Here is a 17492-nt window from a genome sequence, read left to right as displayed (position 1 = left end):
CGACACGCCGGCCCGAGGGCGGGCCAGGTCGCAGCCCCGGGAAGGGCGGTCAGGCCGGCATGGAGCGGCGGCGCCGCTCGGCACGCCACCACTGGTGGATGAGCACCACGCTGGCGATCAGGCCGAGGCTGGCGGGGGCGGCGGCGTACCAGTTGATGCGGCCGGGTGAGCTGACCGCCGCGCCGATCGCGGCGTAGCCGAATGCGGTCGGCGCGGAGGCGATCACGCTGCCGGCCAGGAACGGCAGTACCCGGGCGCCGGTGGTGCCGTAGCCGTAGCTGACCAGCCCGAAGCCGGCGATCGGCAGCAGCCGGACGGTGACCACGCCGAGCACGCTCTGCCGGGTGAACCAGCCGTCGAGGCGGGCCAGCCGGCCACGGACCCGCTCGGCCACGAACTCCCGGCCGAGCAGCCGGCCGACCGTGAACCCGATCGCCGCCGCCAGCAGCGCGGCGCCGAGGGCGTACGCGGCGCCCTCCAGCGGGCCGAAGATGGCGCCCGAGGCGAGTGTGATGAAGGTCCGGGGTACCAACGCGACCAGCAGCAGCGCGCCGCCGAGGACCGCCGCCACCGGGGCGAGATGGCCGAGGTGGTTGGCCAGCCGGGGTAACTGCTCCGGGTCCGGTCGGGGCGCCAGGAGCAGCAGCAGCGCGCAGCCGCCGATCAGCAGCACGAGCAGGGCGAACCGGGCGGCCGACGGCTGCCGGAGCAGCCGCCGGACGGCGGGGATCATGCCCGGGCGGCGGCCACCGCGGCGCGGCGTTCGCTCCGAAGCCGGTCCGACCAGGTGTCGTCCAGCGGCGGGAGCTGGTGCGCCCCGGTGGCCCAGCGCAGCAGAAGGTCGGCCAGGGCCGGATTGCGGGCCAGCGCGGGGCCGTGCGAATAGGTGCCGAGCAGCTTGCCCCGCCAGGCACCCTCGGTGGTGCCGTCGTTGCCCACCCCGGTGCTCACCCGTGCCAGCGGGGAGACCTCCGGGCCGAGGTGGGTGCGGCCGCCGTGGTTCTCGAAGCCGGTCAGCGCGGGCAGGCCCAGGCGGGGGTCGATCTCGCCGGCCAGCTCGCCAACGGCTCGGCTCGGGCCCCGGTCGGACTGCAGGTCGAGCAGCTCCAGGCCGCGGCACTGCACACCCTTGGCGAAGAAGGACATGCCGAGCAGCTGGTAGCCGGCGCAGACGCCGAACACCACCGAGCCCTGGGCGACCGCCCGGTGCAGGCCACCGTCGGCGATCAGCCGCTGGGCGCCCAGCGCCTGCGGACCGTCCTCACCGCCGCCGACCAGGTAGATGTCGGCGGTCGCGGGCAGCCGTTGGTCGGAGCGGACCTCCATGACCTCGACCGGCATACCGCGCTGGCGGGCCCGCCGGGCGAGGATCAGCGCGTTGCCCCGGTCGCCGTAGGTGGAGAGGAGGTCGGGGTAGATCCAGACGATGCGCAGGCTCTCAGTTGACACGGTCCAACTCCGCTCGGATGTCCTGGAACGCGGTGTAGTTCGCGATGACCTCCAGCCGCCCCGGCGGGACCGACCGGATCGCGTCCTCGAACGTGCGCACGTGCTGGAACGACACGTCGTTGACGTCCAGGCGGACCGCCAGGTCGTACGCCCTGTCGCCGGTGATCAGCACCTGTCGGCCGCGCAGCGGCGCGAAGTCGACGTCGAAGAGCCAGGAGGTGTCCAGCCCGTCGGGGTCGCGCGCGTTGATGGAGAGCAGGGTCGGCGCCTCGTCGGCCATGTCGAAGGCCTCCAGCCAGCTGGCCGGATTCTTGGCCAGCAGCAGCCGGATGTTGCGCCCGTCCTTGTCCACCTGCGCGTAGCGGCCGGCCACCGAGGTGACGATGCCGAGGCGGGACACCGCGTCGACCGGGCGGACGCCGAACTCGGCGGCCACGGCCAGCGCCGTCGCCGCGTTGCCCAGGTTGACCTTGCCGGGTAGCTGGAGGGAGACCTTGTGCCAGGCGCCGGTGGGGTCGAGCACGCCCTCGTCCTCGACGACCCACTGCGGCTCCGGCCGGCGCAGCGGGCAGCCGGTGCACCACCACTGGTCGCCGTTGCGCTGAATGGTGGAGCCGCACTCCGGGCAGACCCAGGAGTCGTCGTGCCAGCGCTGGCCGGCGCTGAACCAGGTCACGTGCGGCGGGTTGATGCCGCGGGCGGGGTCGCCCGGCGGGGTGGCGGCCCAGACCACCATCGGGTCGTCGGCGTTGGCCACCACCCGCACATCGGTGTGCCGGACCAGCGCCGCGCGCCAGAGCTGCGCCATCATGGCGACCTCCTTGGCCCGGTCGAGCTGGTCGCGGGAGAGGTTCAGCAGGGCGACCACGTGCGGCTCGGTCGCCTCCAGCACCTGGGCGAGGTAGTGCTCGTCGACCTCCAGCACGGCGTACGGGGTGCTGCCGGCCTTGGCCAGCGCCGAGGTGTGGCCGCTGGGCATGTTGGCGCCGAAGGAGTTGGTGGCGACCCGCCCGAGCACGCCGACCGCGGCGGCGGTCAACCGGGTGGTGGTGGTCTTGCCGTTGGTGCCGGAGACGAGCGCGATGGCGCGCCCGGCCGACAGGTGGGCCAGCAGGTCCGGGTCGATCTTCAGGCCGATCCACCCGCCGATCACCGAACCGTCGCCACGGCCGGCCGCCCGGGAGAGCGCGGCGGCGGTCCGTGACACGGAGCTGGCCACCTTGGCCCGTAGGGGCATTTTCGCGTCCGTCACGCGAGCGAGGTTACCGGACCGCCCGCCCCACCAGATCGCCGCCGACCGCGAACCGTTCGGCCGTGGTGCCCACGCGGGCGGCTGGTTCGGCTTCATCCGGACGGAGTCGATCTATGTCGGAAAGCGGACCACGCCGGACCGCCGCCGTGGCCCTCCACTCCGCTCCACCCCTTGTGACGTGCGGTTTTGCCCGCGCATCGAGCGCGCCACGCGGGCGAATCTGGTTGCAGGTGGAGGGAAGTGGAGTAGAGTGGGGACCAATGGTGAGGCCGGGAGGGCTCACCGGCCCGGGGGGTCAGCGGCGCCGCGAACGCCGTTCAAGGGCGAGGGGGTAGGGCCGATGTTCCTCGGCACCCACACTCCGCGCCTGGACGACAAAGGCCGGTTGATCCTTCCGGCCAAGTTCCGGGACGAGCTGGCAGGGGGTGTCGTGGTCACTAAAGGGCAGGAGCGCTGCCTCTACGTCTTTCCGACACCTGAGTTCCAGCGGATCGCGGAGCAGTTGCGCGCGCAACCGATGACGCACAAGGCGGCCCGGGCCTACAGCCGGGTCTTCTTCGCCAGCGCGCACGACGAGGTTCCGGACAAGCAGGGTCGGGTGACCATCCCGGCCCACCTGCGGGCGTACGCCGCACTGGATCGCGACCTGGTCGTGATCGGCGCGAGCACGCGGGTGGAGATCTGGGACCGGGTCGCCTGGGAGACCTACCTCGCCGAGAGCGAAGACGACTTCGCCGACATCGAGGAGGGGGTGCTGCCCGGCGGTCTGTAGGGCGGAACGGCGCCCGACGTACTGCGAGATCTCCAGCCGCTTTCGAGTTCCTGGCACCCCTTCCCCGGTGCCAGGCGCACGATCCAGTCATCGGGCGGAGCCCGGTGCCCGGCGGGAGCGGATGGGGATCTGGCGGTACGACGGCAGCGCCGTCCGACGACGGGCGCACGAGGAGAACGGACGTTTCAACCAGTGGGGGTCATCATGGGGGAGTTGCGCGGCACGCACGTGCCGGTGCTGCTCGAGCGGTGTCTCGAGCTGCTGGCCCCCGCGCTGGGTCGAAGCGGCCGGACGGTGCACGTCGACGCGACGCTCGGCCTGGGCGGGCACGCGGAGGCGGTGCTCGAGGCGCATCCGGAGACGGTCCTGATCGGGCTGGACCGGGACACCGAGGCACTCGCCCACGCGCGGGTTCGGCTGGCCCGGTTCGCCGATCGGGTGCACCTGGAGCACGCCGTCTACGACGAGCTGCCCGAGGTGCTCGACCGGCTGGGCTATCCGGGCATCGACGGCATCCTGTTCGACCTGGGTGTCTCGTCGCTGCAACTCGACGCGCCCGACCGCGGGTTCGCGTACGCCCAGGACGCGCCACTGGACATGCGGATGGACCAGACCCGGGGGGTGACCGCCGAGGAGGTGGTCAACACCTACGCGCACCCGGACCTGGCCCGGGTGCTTCGGGTCTACGGCGAGGAGAAGTTCGCCGGCCGGATCGCCTCGGCGATCATCCGGGAGCGGGAACGCGTCCGGATCACGTCGTCCGCGCGGCTGGCGGAGCTGGTCCGGGACTCCATTCCGGCGCCAGCTCGACGAACGGGCGGACACCCGGCAAAGAGAACGTTTCAGGCTTTACGGATCGAGGTAAACAAAGAGCTGGCAGCGCTGGAGACGGCGCTGCCGTCCGCGCTCGACGCACTGACCGTGGGCGGTCGCATGGTGGTCCTGTCCTACCACTCGCTGGAGGACCGGCTCACCAAGGTGGCGCTCGCGGACCGGGTCCGCAGTAAGGGCCCGATCGACCTCCCGGTCGAACTGCCCGGGTCCGGTCCGACGTTCCGGCTGCTCAGCCGGGGTGCCGAACTGGCCGGGGAAGCGGAGGTCGCCGCTAACCCGCGAGCCGCCTCGGTGCGGCTGCGGGCGGCGGAGCGACTCGACCCGAACGCGACACAGCAAGGGCGGACCGACCGCGAACGGTCCCGCCGAAGGGTGAAGGGGATGCACCAACCGGGGACGGGGACTGCGTGATCCGTGGAGGATCCGTGGCTCCGGTCCGGTAGAGGGACGGACGTTGAGGGGGAGGGGACATGAGCATTGACAAGCGCGACCGCCGGGACATCACCGGCGGCGGGCAGCGCACACCACGGTCGGGGGGCCGGACCGTGGCGGAGCGGGCGACGCGCGTGGGGAACGGTACGCCACGCATCGATCGAGTGAAGCGGCAGGGGGAGGCTCGTGCCCGGGGGGCGCGCGAGTTCCCCACCCAGGGCAGTGCCGCGCTGCGGCCGGCCGAGAAGGCCGGCGTCGCCGCCAGCGCTCGCCCGCCGCGGTTGCGGGTGGCGCCGCCGCCGCCGATGTCGGTGCCGCGCGCGCCGTTCGCGGCGCTGATCGTGCTGCTGGTGCTCGGTGGGGTGCTGGGCATCCTGACGGTCAACACCAAGATCAATGAGAATGCCCTGCGGCTGGAGAAGCTGGAGCAGCAGCAGGGCCGGCTGGACCTGGAGAAGCAGCAGCTGGACAAGCAGATCGCCGACGCCAAGGCGCCAGGCAACCTGACCGCCGAGGCGCGCCGGCTGGGCCTGGTGGACGCCGGTGAGCCGGCGTACATCCGGCTGCCGGACGGCAAGACCATCGGTGTGCCGAAGCCGGCGACCGGCGAGCCGTCGGTGACCAGCCAGCAGGGTGCGGGAGGCTGACCGGTGCCATCGAGGTCGGACGAGCCGCGCCGGGATCCCAAGGGGTCCCGGCGCGGCTCTTCCCGTGACACCAACCCCACGGACGGGGAGCCGCGCGCCGGGGAGCCGGGCATGGGAGGCATCTCGGGCGCTCGGGCGTACACCCCTCGGGGCCGGACGATCCGGGAGGAGCGCGGCTCGCCGGCGCGTAGCGGGGGCGCCGAGCAGCGGCGTACCCCGCGCAGCACCCGGTCCGGCGACCCGTTCCGGCCCGCGTTGCAGGTGCTCGACGGCGGCCGGGCCGCTGCCCGGACCGGCCGGCGGGACGCGCCGGCGGCGGGACGCGGCGGGGTGGTGCGCACCGTCGCGCCGCGCACCCCGCGCGGCCCGGCCGGCGACGAGCCGCCGCCGCGCCGCCGGACCACGCCGCGCGCGCCGCGCCGCGGCGACCGCCCGGCGGCCCGCCGGCCGTCCCGCAAGCCACCGCGCCCGCCGAAGCTGGCCGACTCACGGCTGCGGCTGAGGCTGGGCACCGCGCTCACCCTGGCGCTGTTCGCCGTCATCGGGATCCGGCTGATCTTCCTCCAGGCGGTGGACACCCCGGCGTACGCCGGCGGCGGCGTCGCCGACCGGACCCGCAAGGTCGAGCTGCCCGCCCCGCGCGGCGCGATCTACGACCGCACCGGCGCCCCGCTGGCACACAGCGTCGAGGCGCGGTACGTGTACGCCGACCCGACCGAGATCGAGGACCCGGCCGGCACCGCGAAGGCGCTCTCCCCCCTGCTCGGCATCCCGGCGTCGAAGCTCACCGAGCTGATGAAGCCCCGCAAGCTGGAGAACGGCATCCTGTCCCAGTTCGTGTACCTGGCCCGGGGGGTGGAGATCTCGACCGCCAAGCGGGTGCAGACGCTGGAGCTGCCCGGCATCGGGGTGCACCGCGACGAGCGCCGCGAGGTGCCCGGCGGCGACCTGGCGGCCAACCTGATCGGCTTCACCAGCCAGGACATGGTCGGGCTGGAGGGGCTGGAGGCCCGCTACGACGACCTGCTCGCCGGGCAGGACGGCAAGCGGGTGTACGAGGCCGGCCTCGGTAACCTGGACGCGCCGATCCCGGGCGGCTACAGCAAGACCACCCCGGCCAAGCCGGGCACCTCCATGACCCTCACCATCGACCGTGACCTGCAGTTCCGCGCCCAGCAGATCCTCAGTGCGGCGATGGCGCAGCACCGCGGCGGCACCGCCGCAGCGGTGATCATCGACATTCCTTCTGGTGAGGTGCTGGCCCAGGTCAGCAATCCCACCTACGACGCGGCGAAGCCGGTGGACAGCGACCCGGTCGCCCGGGAGGACGCGGCGACCAGCTTCGTGGTCGACCCCGGTTCGGTGCACAAAGCGATCACCTTCGGGGCGGCACTGCAGGAGGGGGTGATCACCCCGGACACCACGCTGCCCATCGCGAACAGCATCAAGAAGGGCGACACCTGGTTCGCCGACACCCACCCGGCGAACGGCAAGCGGATGAGCGTGCCGGGGATGCTCGCCTACTCGTCGAACGTCGGCACCATCACCATCGCCGACCGGCTCGGCCGGGAACGGTTGATCGACTACCAGAAGCGGTTCGGGCTCGGCCAGCCCACCGGCGAGGGGATGCCCGGCGAGGCCCGCGGACGGCTGCTGCCGGCCGACGAGTGGAGCGAGTCGTCGGCCGGGTCGGTGCCGATCGGGCACAGCGTCGACGCCACGCCGCTGCAGATGGCCGCCGCGTACGCCACCATCGCCAACGACGGCACCTACGTGCAGCCACACCTGGTCAAGGAGACGATCGGCCCGGACGGTAAGCACACTGCCGCGCCGGCCCCGGTGACGCGTTCGGTGCTCAGCCCGCAGAACGCGGCGGCGCTGCGCACCATGCTGGAGGCGGTCACCACGGTCGATCGCGCCACCGGCGAGGCCGCCGCGGTCCCCGGCTACCGGATCGCCGGCAAGACCGGCACCGGCTGGCGGCTGGTGGACGGCAAGAAGCAGCCCGGCGAGGTGTCCTCCTTCATCGGGATGGCCCCCGCGGAGAAGCCCCGTTACGTCGTCGCGGTGTTCGTGTACAGCCCGGGTGGCGGTGGCGCCAAGGCGGCAACAGAATCCTTCCGCGAAGTGATGAGCTTCACTCTGCGTCATTCACGAGTCCCTCCGACGGGAACGTCGAGTCCACGTTTTGTCGTCTTCCCTGGTTAGCAACGGATGGCGTCTTCGGCGGAGGCACGCAGACCGCGTTGAAGCAGGTGCAGGCTGCGGTTGGTGTGACCGCTGACGGTGTCTACGGCCCGAACACGCGGAACGCCATGAAGTGGATCCACGCGGAGATTTAATTGCAGTCGGGCGCGGATACGGGTTGGAAATAATCCGTGTCCGCGCCTCATTTTCTGGTTTCTGGTGAAGGCGGCTGAGCCGGCAGGGAACTGTGCTCCCCTGCGGTGCTCTCGCAACCGGCTCGGACCCCTGCACCAGCGTCGCCACAGCCGCTCCACGGGCCGCCCGACGCCACGCCGGACGTTCGGCGACTCCCGAGACGGATATTCAGGCGCGGTGTGCGGCCGGAACCGGACGACCGGGTAGGGTCTGACGCCGTGCCCGGCAATCCACGTCCACGTACCGTGACCGGAGTCCGGCTCGGCGATCTCGCCGTCCGGCTCGCTGTCGACCTCCCGGCGGACGCCGCTGGAGTGGTCGTCACCGGGGCCACCCACGCCAGCCAGGAGGTCCGCCCCGGCGACCTGTACGCGGCCCTGCCCGGTGCCCGCCGGCACGGCGCGGAGTTCGCGGCCGGCGCTGCCGAGGCCGGCGCGGTGGCGCTGCTGACCGACCCGGCCGGCGCCGAACTGGCGGCGGGGTCCGGCCTGCCCGCCCTGGTGGTGTCCGACCCCCGTGCGGTGCTCGGCGAGGTGGCCTCGGCCGTCTACGGCGACCCGACCGCCGGGCTCACCGTGATCGGCGTGACCGGCACCGCCGGCAAGACCTCCACCGCCTACCTGATCGAGTCGGGCCTGCGCGCCGCCGGGCACACCACCGGGCTGATCGGCACCGTGGAGACCCGGCTCGGTGACCTGGTGATCGACAGCGTGCGCACCACCCCCGAGGCGACCGATCTGCACGCCATGCTGGCCACCGCCCGCGAGCGCGGGGTCACCGCCGTGGTCATGGAGGTCTCCAGCCACGCGCTGGCCATGGGCCGGGTGGGCGGCGTCCGGTTCGCCGTCGGCGGCTACACCAACTTCGGCTCCGACCACCTGGACTTCCACGCCGACAGCGCCGACTACTTCGCCGCCAAGGCGCAGCTCTTCGACGGCCGGTGCGCCGTCGAGGTGCTCAATCACGACGACCCGGCGCTCAAGTCGCTGTACAAGCCGGCGACGGTCAGCTACTCGGCGGCCGGCGACCCGGACGCGACGTGGTGGGCCGACGGCGTCGGTGGTGAGGGGTACGCCCAGCGGTTCACCGCGCACGGCCCGGACGGGCTGGCCCTGCCCACCGGGGTGGCGCTGCCCGGCCGGCACAACGTGGCCAACGCGCTGCTGGCCATCGCAGCGCTGGTGGGTGCCGGGGTGGACCCGGCGACCGCGGCGGCCGGCGTGGCGGCCTGCGGCGGCGTACCGGGCCGGCTGGAGCTGGTCGACGTCGCGGGGCCGGTGCGCGGGGTGGTCGACTACGCGCACAAGTCGGACGCGATCGTGGCCGCGCTGGCCGCGCTGCGCGAGCTGAGCGCGGGCCGGTTGATCTGCGTGATCGGTGCCGGTGGGGACCGGGACCGGGGCAAGCGGCCGGTGATGGGCGCCGCCGCGGCGGAGGGAGCCGACGTGGTGCTGGTGACCGACGACAACCCGCGCACCGAGGATCCGGCGGAGATCCGCGCCGAGGTCCTCGCCGGGGCGTACCGGGCCGGCACGGCCGCACGGATCATCGAGGTGGACGGCCGGCGGGCCGCCATCGACGAGGCGGTCCGGCTGGCCGAGCCGGGCGACGTGATCGCGCTGCTCGGCAAGGGCCACGAGCGGGGCCAGGAGGTGGGCGGCGAGGTGTTCCCGTTCGACGACAGCACCGAGCTGGCCGACGCGCTGCGGGCCCGCTTTGGGGACCTGGCGGGTCAGCGGTGATCGCGCTGACCCTGGCCGAGGTGGCCGCGGCGGTCGACGGGCGGCTGGTCGCCGCCGACCCGGCCGTCACCGTGACCGGCACGGTCGAGTTCGACTCGCGCAAGGTGGCCCCCGGCGCGCTCTTCGTGGCCTTCCCGGGGGAGAAGGTCGACGGGCACGACTACGCGGCCGGCGCGATGGAGTCCGGCGCGGTGGCGGTGCTCGGCACCCGCGAGGTGCCCGGAGTGCCGATGGTGCTGGTCGAAGACGCGCTGACCGCCATGGGCCGGCTGGCCCGCGCGGTGGTGGACCGGCTGCCCGGGCTGACCGTGGTCGGGCTGACCGGCTCCTCCGGCAAGACCACCACCAAGGACCTGATCGGCCAGCTCACCGTCCGGCTCGGCACCACGGTGGCGCCGCCCGGGTCGTTCAACAACGAGCTGGGGCACCCGTACACGGCGTTGCAGGCCGGGCCGGACACCCGCTACCTCGTGCTGGAGAAGGGCTCGCGCGGGGTGGGGCACGTGCGCTACCTGTGCGAGATCGTGCCGCCGAGGATCTCCGTGGTGCTCAACGTCGGGACCTCACACATCGGTGAGTTCGGCTCGCAGGAGACCATCGCCCTGGCCAAGGGCGAGCTGGTCGAGGCGCTGCCGTCCGACGGCCTGGCCGTCCTGAACGCCGACGACCCACGGGTGGACGCGATGGCGAGCCGTACCAGCGCCCGGGTGGTCCGCTACGGCGAGGCCCCGGACGCCGACGTGCGGGCCGAGGACGTCACGCTGGACGATCGGGGGCGCGCGTCGTACACCCTGGTCACCCCGGAGGGGAGCGCGCCGGTACGGCTCGGGCTGACCGGCCGCCACCAGGTCTCCAACACCCTCGCCGCGGCGGCGGTGGCCCGGGAGCTGGGCATGCCACTGGCCGAGCTGGCCACGGCGCTCGGCGAGCTGGGGCTGGTCTCCACCCGACGGATGGACGTCTTCGACCGCCCCGACGGGGTGACCGTCATCGACGACTCGTACAACGCCAACCCGGCCTCGATGTCGGCCGCGCTGAAGGCGCTCGCCACGCTCGGCCGGGGCCGGCGTACCGTCGCGGTGCTCGGCTACATGGCCGAGCTCGGCCCGTTCGAGCGGGACGGCCACGCTGAGGTCGGCCAACTCGCGGCCGAGCTGGGTGTCGACCGGCTGCTCGTGGTGGGCGAGCCGGCTGCGCCGATCCACGAAGGCGCGACAGCGGTAGCGAACTGGGGAGGAGAGTCGGTGCTGCTCACCGATCAGGCAGCGGCCGTCGAGGTGCTGCGGGGCGAGCTACGGCCGGGCGACGTCGTCCTGGTCAAGGGCTCCCGGTACCGGACCTGGGAGGTGGCCGACGCCCTGCGCGCCGACGCCACCTCTGAGACTGGAGCTACCGCGTGAGGGCGGTCATCGTCGCCGTCGGGGTGGCCTTCCTCGTCTCGCTCTTCTGCACCCCGATCGCGATCAAGGTGTTCACCCGGCTCAAGGCCGGCCAGCCGATCCGGGCCGAGGGCCCGGCCATGCACCAGACCAAGAAGGGCACGCCCACGATGGGCGGCGTGGTCTTCATCCTGGCCACGGTGATCGCGTACGTGGCCGGGCACCTGGCTCTGACCACCCTGCCGGACGCGCAGATCGCCCAGGTGGAGCCGACCATCACCGCCCTGGTGCTGCTGGGGCTGATGGTGTTCTCCGGTGCGGTGGGCTTCCTCGACGACTTCCTCAAGGTGCGCAAGCGCAACAGCGCCGGGCTGAACAAGCGCGGCAAGCTGCTCGGCCAGATCCTGGTCGGCGCGGTCTTCGGTGTGGTCGCGCTGTACTTCCCGAGCACGATGACCGACGCGTCGGGCGCGGTGACCAACACCGAGACGGTGGGCAGCACCACGCTGAGCTTCATCCGGGACATCGACGCCCTGGAAGTCAGCAAGATCGGCGCGATCATCATCTTCATCTTCGTGGTGATGGGTGCCACGAACGGGGTGAACCTCACCGACGGCCTGGACGGTCTGGCCACCGGCGCCTCGGTGATGGTGCTCGCCGCGTACGCGTTGATCGCGTTCTGGCAGTACCGGCACTGGTGCGCCGACCCGAGCTACACCCAGTCGTACTGCTACGCCGTCCGCGACCCGTTGGAGATCGCGCTGATAGCCGGGGCGGCGGCCGGGGCCTGTGTCGGCTTCCTGTGGTGGAACACGTCCCCCGCACGGATCTTCATGGGTGACACCGGTGCGCTGGGGCTGGGCGGCCTCATCGCCGGCATGGCGATGTCCACCCGGACCATCCTGCTGCTGCCGATCATCGGCGGGCTCTTCGTGATCATCACGATGTCCGTGGTGATCCAGATCATCTCCTTCCGGACCACCGGCAAACGTGTGTTCCGGATGTCGCCGCTGCAGCACCACTTCGAGTTGGCCGGCTGGAGCGAGGTCAACATCGTGGTCCGGTTCTGGATCATCGCCGGCATCGGGGTGGCCATCGCGCTGGGCCTGTTCTACAGCGAGTTCCTGGCCAACATGACCTGACCCGGCGTACACAGGCCAGCACACCTCGGCCCCCGGTTCCGCTCGCGGCGGACCACCGGGGGCCGTGGCGTGTCCATCCGACACGCCGGGGGCGCCGTTGTGGGCGTGCGCGGCGCGCGGAGCGGTGATGATGTCCGGGTGGGGGAGGAACCAGGCACCGAGGACAGGACAGCCGGCCGGTCGCGGCGGTCACCGGGCGCGGGGCGTACCGCGTCGCCGCGCGGGCCGGACGACAAGCGTGGCCCGGACGACAAGCGTGGGCCGGACGACAAGCGTGCACCGGACGACAAGCGGGGGTCGGACGACAAGCGCGGGTCGGACGGCTCGCGTGGGCCGGCAGCGGGCGCCGCGGCGCGGGAGCCGGAGCCGGCCGTGCCGGCGCCGCTGCGTGGGCTGGACGCCGCTGGTGGGCTGGCGGCGCTGCGCGGTCTGCTGGACCGGCCGCTGGCCTCCTACTACCTGCTGCTGTCCAGCGCCGGCCTGCTGCTGCTGATCGGGCTGACCATGGTCTTCTCGGCGACCAGCGTGCGGGACTTCGCCGAGGACGGCAACGCCTCGGCCTCGGTGACCAAGCAGGCGATCTTCGCGGTGATCGGCATCGGGGCGTTCTGGGTCTGCCAGCGGCTGCCCGCCACCACCTACCGGTCGCTGGGCCGACCGCTGCTGATCACCTCGGTGGGGCTGCTGCTGGTGCTCAACCTGCTGCTCGCCTACGCCCGGCTGGCCGGCAGGGAGTCGGCCCAGCTCGGCCCGTTGAAAGCCGAGCTGCTCTGGCTGTTCGTCGGCGGGATCCAGCTCCAGCCCTCCGAGCTGGCCAAGTTCGCGTTGGTGCTGTGGGGCGCACACGTGATCGCCCGCAAGGGTGCCGCGCTGGGCTGGTGGCGGGAGCTGGCCACCCCGCTCTTCCCGGTGATCGGGCTGCTCTTCGTCCTGGTCGGCTACAACGACGTCGGCACCATGCTCTGCCTGCTGGCCCTGGTCGTCGGCCTGCTCTGGGCGGCCGGGGTGCGGATGCGGGTCTTCGGCGCGCTCTCGGTGGCCGGCCTGGCCGGGATCGGCCTGCTCATCGCGGTGGCCTCGCTGGGTGCCGGCTCCGGCGAAAAGGGTAAGGAGAACTACCGCTTCGCCCGGCTCACCTACTTCCTCAACCCGCCGCCGCCGCAGGAGTGCGGCGACCCCTGCTACCAGATCTACCAGGGCCGGCTGGCCATCGAGCACGGCGGCTGGTTCGGCGTCGGGCTGGGTAAGAGCAGCCTCAAGTGGGACTGGCTGCCCGCGGCGCACAACGACTTCATCTTCGCGATCATCGCCGAGGAGTTGGGCGTGATCGGCTGCGTGGTGGTGCTCGCCCTCTTCGCGGTGCTCGCGTACACCGGGCTGCGGATCGCCCGGCGGGTCGACGACCCGTTCCGCCGGCTCGCCGCCGCCGCGGTGACCACCTGGCTGGTCAGCCAGGCCGTGATCAATATCGGTGGGGTGGTCGGGCTGCTGCCGATCACCGGCCTGCCCCTGCCGTTCATCTCAGACGGCGGAAGTGCCCTGGTCGTGACGCTGGCCGCGATCGGGATGCTGGCGTCCTTCGCGCGCGCCGAACCCGATGCGGCCAGAGCACTGCATGCCCGTCCGCCGGCCCGGTGGGTCCGACTACTCTGGGCCCCGTTGCCGCCGCTTCCCGGCCGGCGTCGCCGGCCGGCGACGCCGTCGGCTGGCCGAGGGTCCGTGCCCCGGTCCCGCGCGCGGCGACAGGACGACCAGGCCGTACCGCGCGGCGTCCGGCAGGACCGGAGTCGCGCGAGTTCGGCGAGCGAGAGGAGACGCTGATGGGTCCGCTGCGTTCGGTAGTGCTCGCGGGAGGTGGCACCGGGGGGCACATCTACCCGTTGCTCGCCTTCGCCGACTGCCTGCGCCGACACGACCCGGGCGTCCGGATCACCTGCCTCGGCACACCCAAGGGCATGGAGAACGAGCTGATCCCGCCGCAGGGCTACGACCTGCGGCAGATCCCGGCGTACCAGCTGCCCCGGTCGGTGAACATGAACCTGGTCCGCACGCCGGGCCGGATGTGGACCGCGGCCCGCGCGGCGGGCAAGATCATCGACGAGGTGCGCGCCGACGCGGTGGTCGGCTTCGGTGGGTACGTCTCGGTGCCGGCCTACCTCGCCGCCTGGCGCCGGGAGCTGCCCATGGTGATCCACGAGGTGAACGTGCCGCCGGGGGTGGCCAACCGGCTGGGCATGAAGTTCACCAAGAACATCGCGGTCGGCTTCCCGCACCAGCCGAGCCAGGCCGAGTCGCTGCGCGACGCCCGCGTGGTCGGGGTGCCGCTGCGCCGCAGCATCGCCACGCTGGACCGGTACGCGCTGCGCAACGCCGCCCGCGCCCACTTCGGGCTCCGCCCGGACCTGCCGGTGCTCTTCGTCGCCGGCGGCTCCTCGGGCGCCCGCTCGATCAACCTGGCGGTCTCCGGGGCGGCCAAGGAGCTGGCCCGCAACGGCGTGCAGGTGCTGCACGTGATGGGCGCCCGCAACGAGCCGGTGCCGATCCCCACCGACCTGCCGGTGCCGTACGTGACCCTGCCCTACCTGTCCGAGATGGAGCTGGGTTACGCCGCCGCCGACCTGATGCTGGGTCGGGGCGGTGCGATGACCGTCGCCGAGGTGGCCGCGATCGGGCTGCCCACGATCTACGTGCCGTACCCGCACAGCAACCAGGAGCAGAGGCGCAACGCGCTGCCCGTGGTGGAGGCCGGCGGCGGGATGCTGGTCGACGACGCGGAGCTGACCCCGGACTGGCTGGAGCGCACCATCATCCCGCTGATCCGTGACCCGCAGCGGTTGTACACCATGGGCGCGGCGGCAGCGGCGTACGGGCGCCGCGACGGCGACGAGGCGCTACGCTCGTACGTCATCGAGGCGGTGGCCCGATGACCGCGCAGTTCACCCCGGCCGGCACGCTCACGGCCGAGGACCTGGGCACCATCCACCTGATCGGGGTGGGTGGGGTCGGCATGAGCGGGCTCGCCCGGCTCTTCCTCACCCGGGGCATCCCGGTCTCCGGCAGTGAGCTGCGCGAGTGGCCGTCGCTGGCCGGCCTGCGGGCGCTGGGTGGGACGATCCACATGAGCCACGAGGCGACCAACCTCGACGGCGTGGACACCGTCGTCTACTCCTCGGCCATTCCGCAGGACCACCTGGAGATGGTCGAGGCGCGCCGGCGTGGCCTGCGGGTGCTGCACCGCTCCGAGGCGCTCGCCGCGGCGATGACCGGCCGCCGCGCGGTGGCGGTGGCCGGCACCCACGGCAAGACCACCACCACCTCGATGGTGACCATGGTGCTTCAGCAGGCCGGGGTCGATCCGTCCTTCGTGATCGGCGGGGAGATCTCCGAGGTCGGCTCGGGCGCCCACCACGGCAGCGGCGAGTACTTCGTGGTCGAGGCGGACGAGAGCGACCGGTCGTTCCTCATCTACCGCCCGTACGTCTCGATCATCACCAACGTCGAGGCGGACCACCTCAACACCTACGGCGACTACGCGACGCTGGAGGCGGCGTTCGTCGAGTTCGCCCAGCTCACCGACCCGGACGGGTTCATCATCACCTGCGCCGACGACCCGGGCGGGCGGCGGCTGGCCGAGAGCCTGCGCGCCGAGGGGCGGCGGGTGTACACGTACGGCGAGGCGGCCGACGCCGACCTGCGACTGACCGACATCGTCTCGTCCGCGCGCGGGGTGCGGTACCTGGCCGCGATCGACGGGCGGTCGCTGGGCGAGTTCCGGCTGCCGGTGCCGGGGCGGCACATGGGCCTGAACAGCGCCTCCGCGGTGCTGACCGCGTACCTGCTGGACCTGCCGCTGCCGGCGGCGGAGGCCGCGCTGGCGGTCTTCCCGGGGGTGCGGCGGCGCTTCGAGCGCAAGGGCGTCGCGGACGGCGTGCTGGTCTACGACGAGTACGCCTACCACCCGACCTCGATGACGCTGGCGTTGCAGACGCTGCGCGAGGTGGCCGGGGAGGGGCGGCTGATCGTCGTCTTCCAGCCGTACCGGCTGTACCGCACCCGCGATTCGCAGGCGGAGATCGCCGAGGCGCTGGCCATCGCCGACGAGGTGGTGCTGCTGGAGGTCTTCGGGCCGGGTGAGCTGCGTCAGCCCGGCGAGGGCTCGGCGGCGCTGATCGAGGCGGTGGCGCTGCCCGCCGAACGGAAGGTCTTCGTCGACTCCTGGGAGGCGGCGCCGGTCGAGGTGGTCCGCCGGGCCCGCCCGGGGGACGTGGTGGTGACCATGGGCGCCCCGCCGATCTCGCTGATGGGCGACGAGTTGCTTGCCGGCCTTCTCGCGCGTACCGCGGGCTCCGCGCCGACGGCGACCGTCGACCCGGTGGCCACCGCTCCGGCGGTCGGTCATCCGGTGGCCGGCGGCTCCACCGCCGGCGGCGACGGGGCGGCCCTCGGTGGCACCGCCGCACCGGACGGCGCGGCGCCCACGGCCGGATGAGCCCCGGCCCGGCCCGAGGACGGACGAGCGGCGCCGACGGCGGCGCTCCCCGACGCGGTCCGGTCCGGCGCTGGCAGCTGGTCCGGGCGGGCAGCGACGCGGTGCCGGCGTCGACCCGCCGGTTCATGGCCCGCGCCCGGCAGCGCCGGATGCGCGCGGCGCTGCCGTGGGCGGCGACCGCCGGGGTGCTCGCCCTGGTCGGGCTGGTCGCCTGGACGGTGCTCGGCACCGGGTTGTTCGGGGTCCGCGAGGTGAAGGTGGAGGGTGCCAGCCTGGTCACCCCGGTACAGGTGCGTGACGCGGTCGGGGTGGCCGACGGGGTGCCGCTGGCCCGGGTGGACCTGGCTGCCGCCGCCCGCCGGGTCGGCACGCTGGCGCCGGTGGAGCGGGCCACGGTGTCCCGGGACTGGCCCGGCGCGCTGGTGGTCCGGGTGACCGAGCGGACCCCGGTGGCGGTGGTTCCGCAGGGTGAGGCGTTCGCCCTGGTCGACCGGACCGGGGTGGCGTTCCGGACGGTGCCCCGGCGCCCCGCGGAGCTGCCGCTGGTGCGGGTGGCCCGGCCGGCCGTCGACGATCCGGGTACCCGGGCCGCGCTGGAGGTGCTCGTCGCGTTGACCCCGGAACTGCGCGCCGAGTTGGTGGACGTGAGCGTGGAGGGGCTGGCGCGGATCAGCCTGCGGTTGCGCGGGGACCGGACGGTGGTCTGGGGTGACGCGACGCGGGGTACGGACAAGGCCCGGGTGGCCACCGCACTGCTCGGCGAGGACACCGACCGGATCGACGTGAGCGCGCCGGACGTGGTGACCTTCCGCTGAGCGGGGGGCGTGCCGCGGGGTGCGAGGACGTGACTCATCGCGCTCTGGGCGGCGACACGCCGGTCGGGTCCTTGGCCGATCGCGCGGCGGCGCTTACGTTGCCCCGAAGAGGATCAGTGGTTGACATAACTGTAAGCCTCTAGTAGAGGGTGAGGGT

Annotated in this window: 14 protein-coding genes and 1 pseudogene; 12 read left to right on the top strand and 3 right to left on the bottom strand. The window is 73.1% G+C overall.

Features of this window, described 5'->3' with window-relative positions; all coding sequences use genetic code 11:
- Nucleotides 1-49: 49 nt before the first annotated feature.
- The 3 genes from OG470_RS34885 to OG470_RS34875 are packed head-to-tail and all read right to left on the bottom strand — an operon-like array spanning nucleotide 50 to nucleotide 2686.
- The gene (locus OG470_RS34885; RefSeq protein ID WP_328418888.1) at nucleotides 50-733 is read right to left on the bottom strand and encodes a TVP38/TMEM64 family protein; all 684 of its coding nucleotides are present in this window, start codon (nucleotides 731-733) and stop codon (nucleotides 50-52) included.
- A complete protein-coding gene (locus tag OG470_RS34880; protein ID WP_328418887.1) occupies nucleotides 730-1449 on the bottom strand; it encodes a type 1 glutamine amidotransferase in 720 nt (239 codons plus the stop codon). The genes OG470_RS34885 and OG470_RS34880 overlap by 4 nt, the downstream gene beginning before the upstream one ends.
- Entirely contained in the window at nucleotides 1439-2686 is a 1248-nt protein-coding gene (locus OG470_RS34875) for a MurT ligase domain-containing protein (RefSeq protein WP_328426798.1), read from the bottom strand. The genes OG470_RS34880 and OG470_RS34875 overlap by 11 nt, the downstream gene beginning before the upstream one ends.
- 355 nt (nucleotides 2687-3041) lie before the next feature.
- Here OG470_RS34875 and mraZ point away from each other — a divergent pair, with 355 nt between their 5' ends.
- From mraZ to OG470_RS34820, 12 genes and pseudogenes are all read left to right on the top strand, one after another.
- On the top strand, nucleotides 3042-3473 hold the full coding sequence (gene mraZ / locus OG470_RS34870) for a division/cell wall cluster transcriptional repressor MraZ (RefSeq protein ID WP_328418886.1): 432 nt from the start codon (nucleotides 3042-3044) through the stop codon (nucleotides 3471-3473).
- Nucleotides 3474-3677: 204 nt separating this feature from the next.
- Nucleotides 3678-4715, top strand: a pseudogene (gene rsmH / locus OG470_RS34865) (16S rRNA (cytosine(1402)-N(4))-methyltransferase RsmH); the annotation flags it as partial.
- Nucleotides 4716-4777: 62 nt separating this feature from the next.
- Nucleotides 4778-5386: a hypothetical protein gene (locus OG470_RS34860; protein ID WP_328418885.1), complete on the top strand. Its 609-nt coding sequence runs from the start codon at nucleotides 4778-4780 to the stop codon at nucleotides 5384-5386.
- 3 nt (nucleotides 5387-5389) lie between these two features.
- Nucleotides 5390-7594, top strand: a complete 2205-nt coding sequence (locus OG470_RS34855; protein ID WP_328418884.1) for a penicillin-binding transpeptidase domain-containing protein — start codon at nucleotides 5390-5392, stop codon at nucleotides 7592-7594.
- Nucleotides 7501-7728, top strand: a complete 228-nt coding sequence (locus tag OG470_RS37445; RefSeq protein ID WP_442931232.1) for a peptidoglycan-binding domain-containing protein — start codon at nucleotides 7501-7503, stop codon at nucleotides 7726-7728. The genes OG470_RS34855 and OG470_RS37445 overlap by 94 nt, the downstream gene beginning before the upstream one ends.
- Nucleotides 7729-7947: 219 nt before the next feature.
- Complete coding sequence (locus OG470_RS34850; RefSeq protein WP_328418883.1) at nucleotides 7948-9510, top strand: UDP-N-acetylmuramoyl-L-alanyl-D-glutamate--2,6-diaminopimelate ligase; 1563 nt, start codon at nucleotides 7948-7950, stop codon at nucleotides 9508-9510.
- Nucleotides 9507-10910, top strand: a complete 1404-nt coding sequence (locus OG470_RS34845) for a UDP-N-acetylmuramoyl-tripeptide--D-alanyl-D-alanine ligase (RefSeq protein WP_328418882.1) — start codon at nucleotides 9507-9509, stop codon at nucleotides 10908-10910. Before OG470_RS34850 ends, OG470_RS34845 begins: the two co-directional genes overlap by 4 nt.
- Complete coding sequence (gene mraY, locus OG470_RS34840; protein ID WP_328418881.1) at nucleotides 10907-12031, top strand: phospho-N-acetylmuramoyl-pentapeptide-transferase; 1125 nt, start codon at nucleotides 10907-10909, stop codon at nucleotides 12029-12031. The genes OG470_RS34845 and mraY overlap by 4 nt, the downstream gene beginning before the upstream one ends.
- A gap of 372 nt (nucleotides 12032-12403) precedes the next feature.
- Nucleotides 12404-13852: an FtsW/RodA/SpoVE family cell cycle protein gene (locus tag OG470_RS34835; protein WP_328426794.1), complete on the top strand. Its 1449-nt coding sequence runs from the start codon at nucleotides 12404-12406 to the stop codon at nucleotides 13850-13852.
- Complete coding sequence (gene murG, locus OG470_RS34830; protein ID WP_328418880.1) at nucleotides 13852-14958, top strand: undecaprenyldiphospho-muramoylpentapeptide beta-N-acetylglucosaminyltransferase; 1107 nt, start codon at nucleotides 13852-13854, stop codon at nucleotides 14956-14958. The genes OG470_RS34835 and murG overlap by 1 nt, the downstream gene beginning before the upstream one ends.
- Complete coding sequence (gene murC, locus OG470_RS34825; RefSeq protein WP_328418879.1) at nucleotides 14955-16520, top strand: UDP-N-acetylmuramate--L-alanine ligase; 1566 nt, start codon at nucleotides 14955-14957, stop codon at nucleotides 16518-16520. The genes murG and murC overlap by 4 nt, the downstream gene beginning before the upstream one ends.
- Entirely contained in the window at nucleotides 16517-17335 is an 819-nt protein-coding gene (locus OG470_RS34820; protein ID WP_328418878.1) for a cell division protein FtsQ/DivIB, read from the top strand. The genes murC and OG470_RS34820 overlap by 4 nt, the downstream gene beginning before the upstream one ends.
- Nucleotides 17336-17492: the final 157 nt, after the last annotated feature.

Origin of the sequence: Micromonospora sp. NBC_00389, assembly GCF_036059255.1 — a bacterium.
Taxonomy (GTDB): domain Bacteria; phylum Actinomycetota; class Actinomycetes; order Mycobacteriales; family Micromonosporaceae; genus Micromonospora.
Note: the sequence above shows the minus strand (reverse complement) of the source record. Positions and strands in the feature narration are given on the sequence as shown.

Excerpts from the sequence above, each read along its gene's own strand:
- OG470_RS34885 (WP_328418888.1), bottom strand. The coding sequence starts at position 733 with ATGATCCCCGCCGTCCGGCGGCTGCTCCGGCAGCCGTCGGCCGCCCGG.
- OG470_RS34820 (WP_328418878.1), top strand. The coding sequence starts at position 16,517 with ATGAGCCCCGGCCCGGCCCGAGGACGGACGAGCGGCGCCGACGGCGGC.
- mraZ (WP_328418886.1), top strand. The coding sequence starts at position 3,042 with ATGTTCCTCGGCACCCACACTCCGCGCCTGGACGACAAAGGCCGGTTG.
- OG470_RS34860 (WP_328418885.1), top strand. The coding sequence starts at position 4,778 with ATGAGCATTGACAAGCGCGACCGCCGGGACATCACCGGCGGCGGGCAG.
- murC (WP_328418879.1), top strand. The coding sequence starts at position 14,955 with ATGACCGCGCAGTTCACCCCGGCCGGCACGCTCACGGCCGAGGACCTG.
- OG470_RS34875 (WP_328426798.1), bottom strand. The coding sequence starts at position 2,686 with ATGCCCCTACGGGCCAAGGTGGCCAGCTCCGTGTCACGGACCGCCGCC.
- murG (WP_328418880.1), top strand. The coding sequence starts at position 13,852 with ATGGGTCCGCTGCGTTCGGTAGTGCTCGCGGGAGGTGGCACCGGGGGG.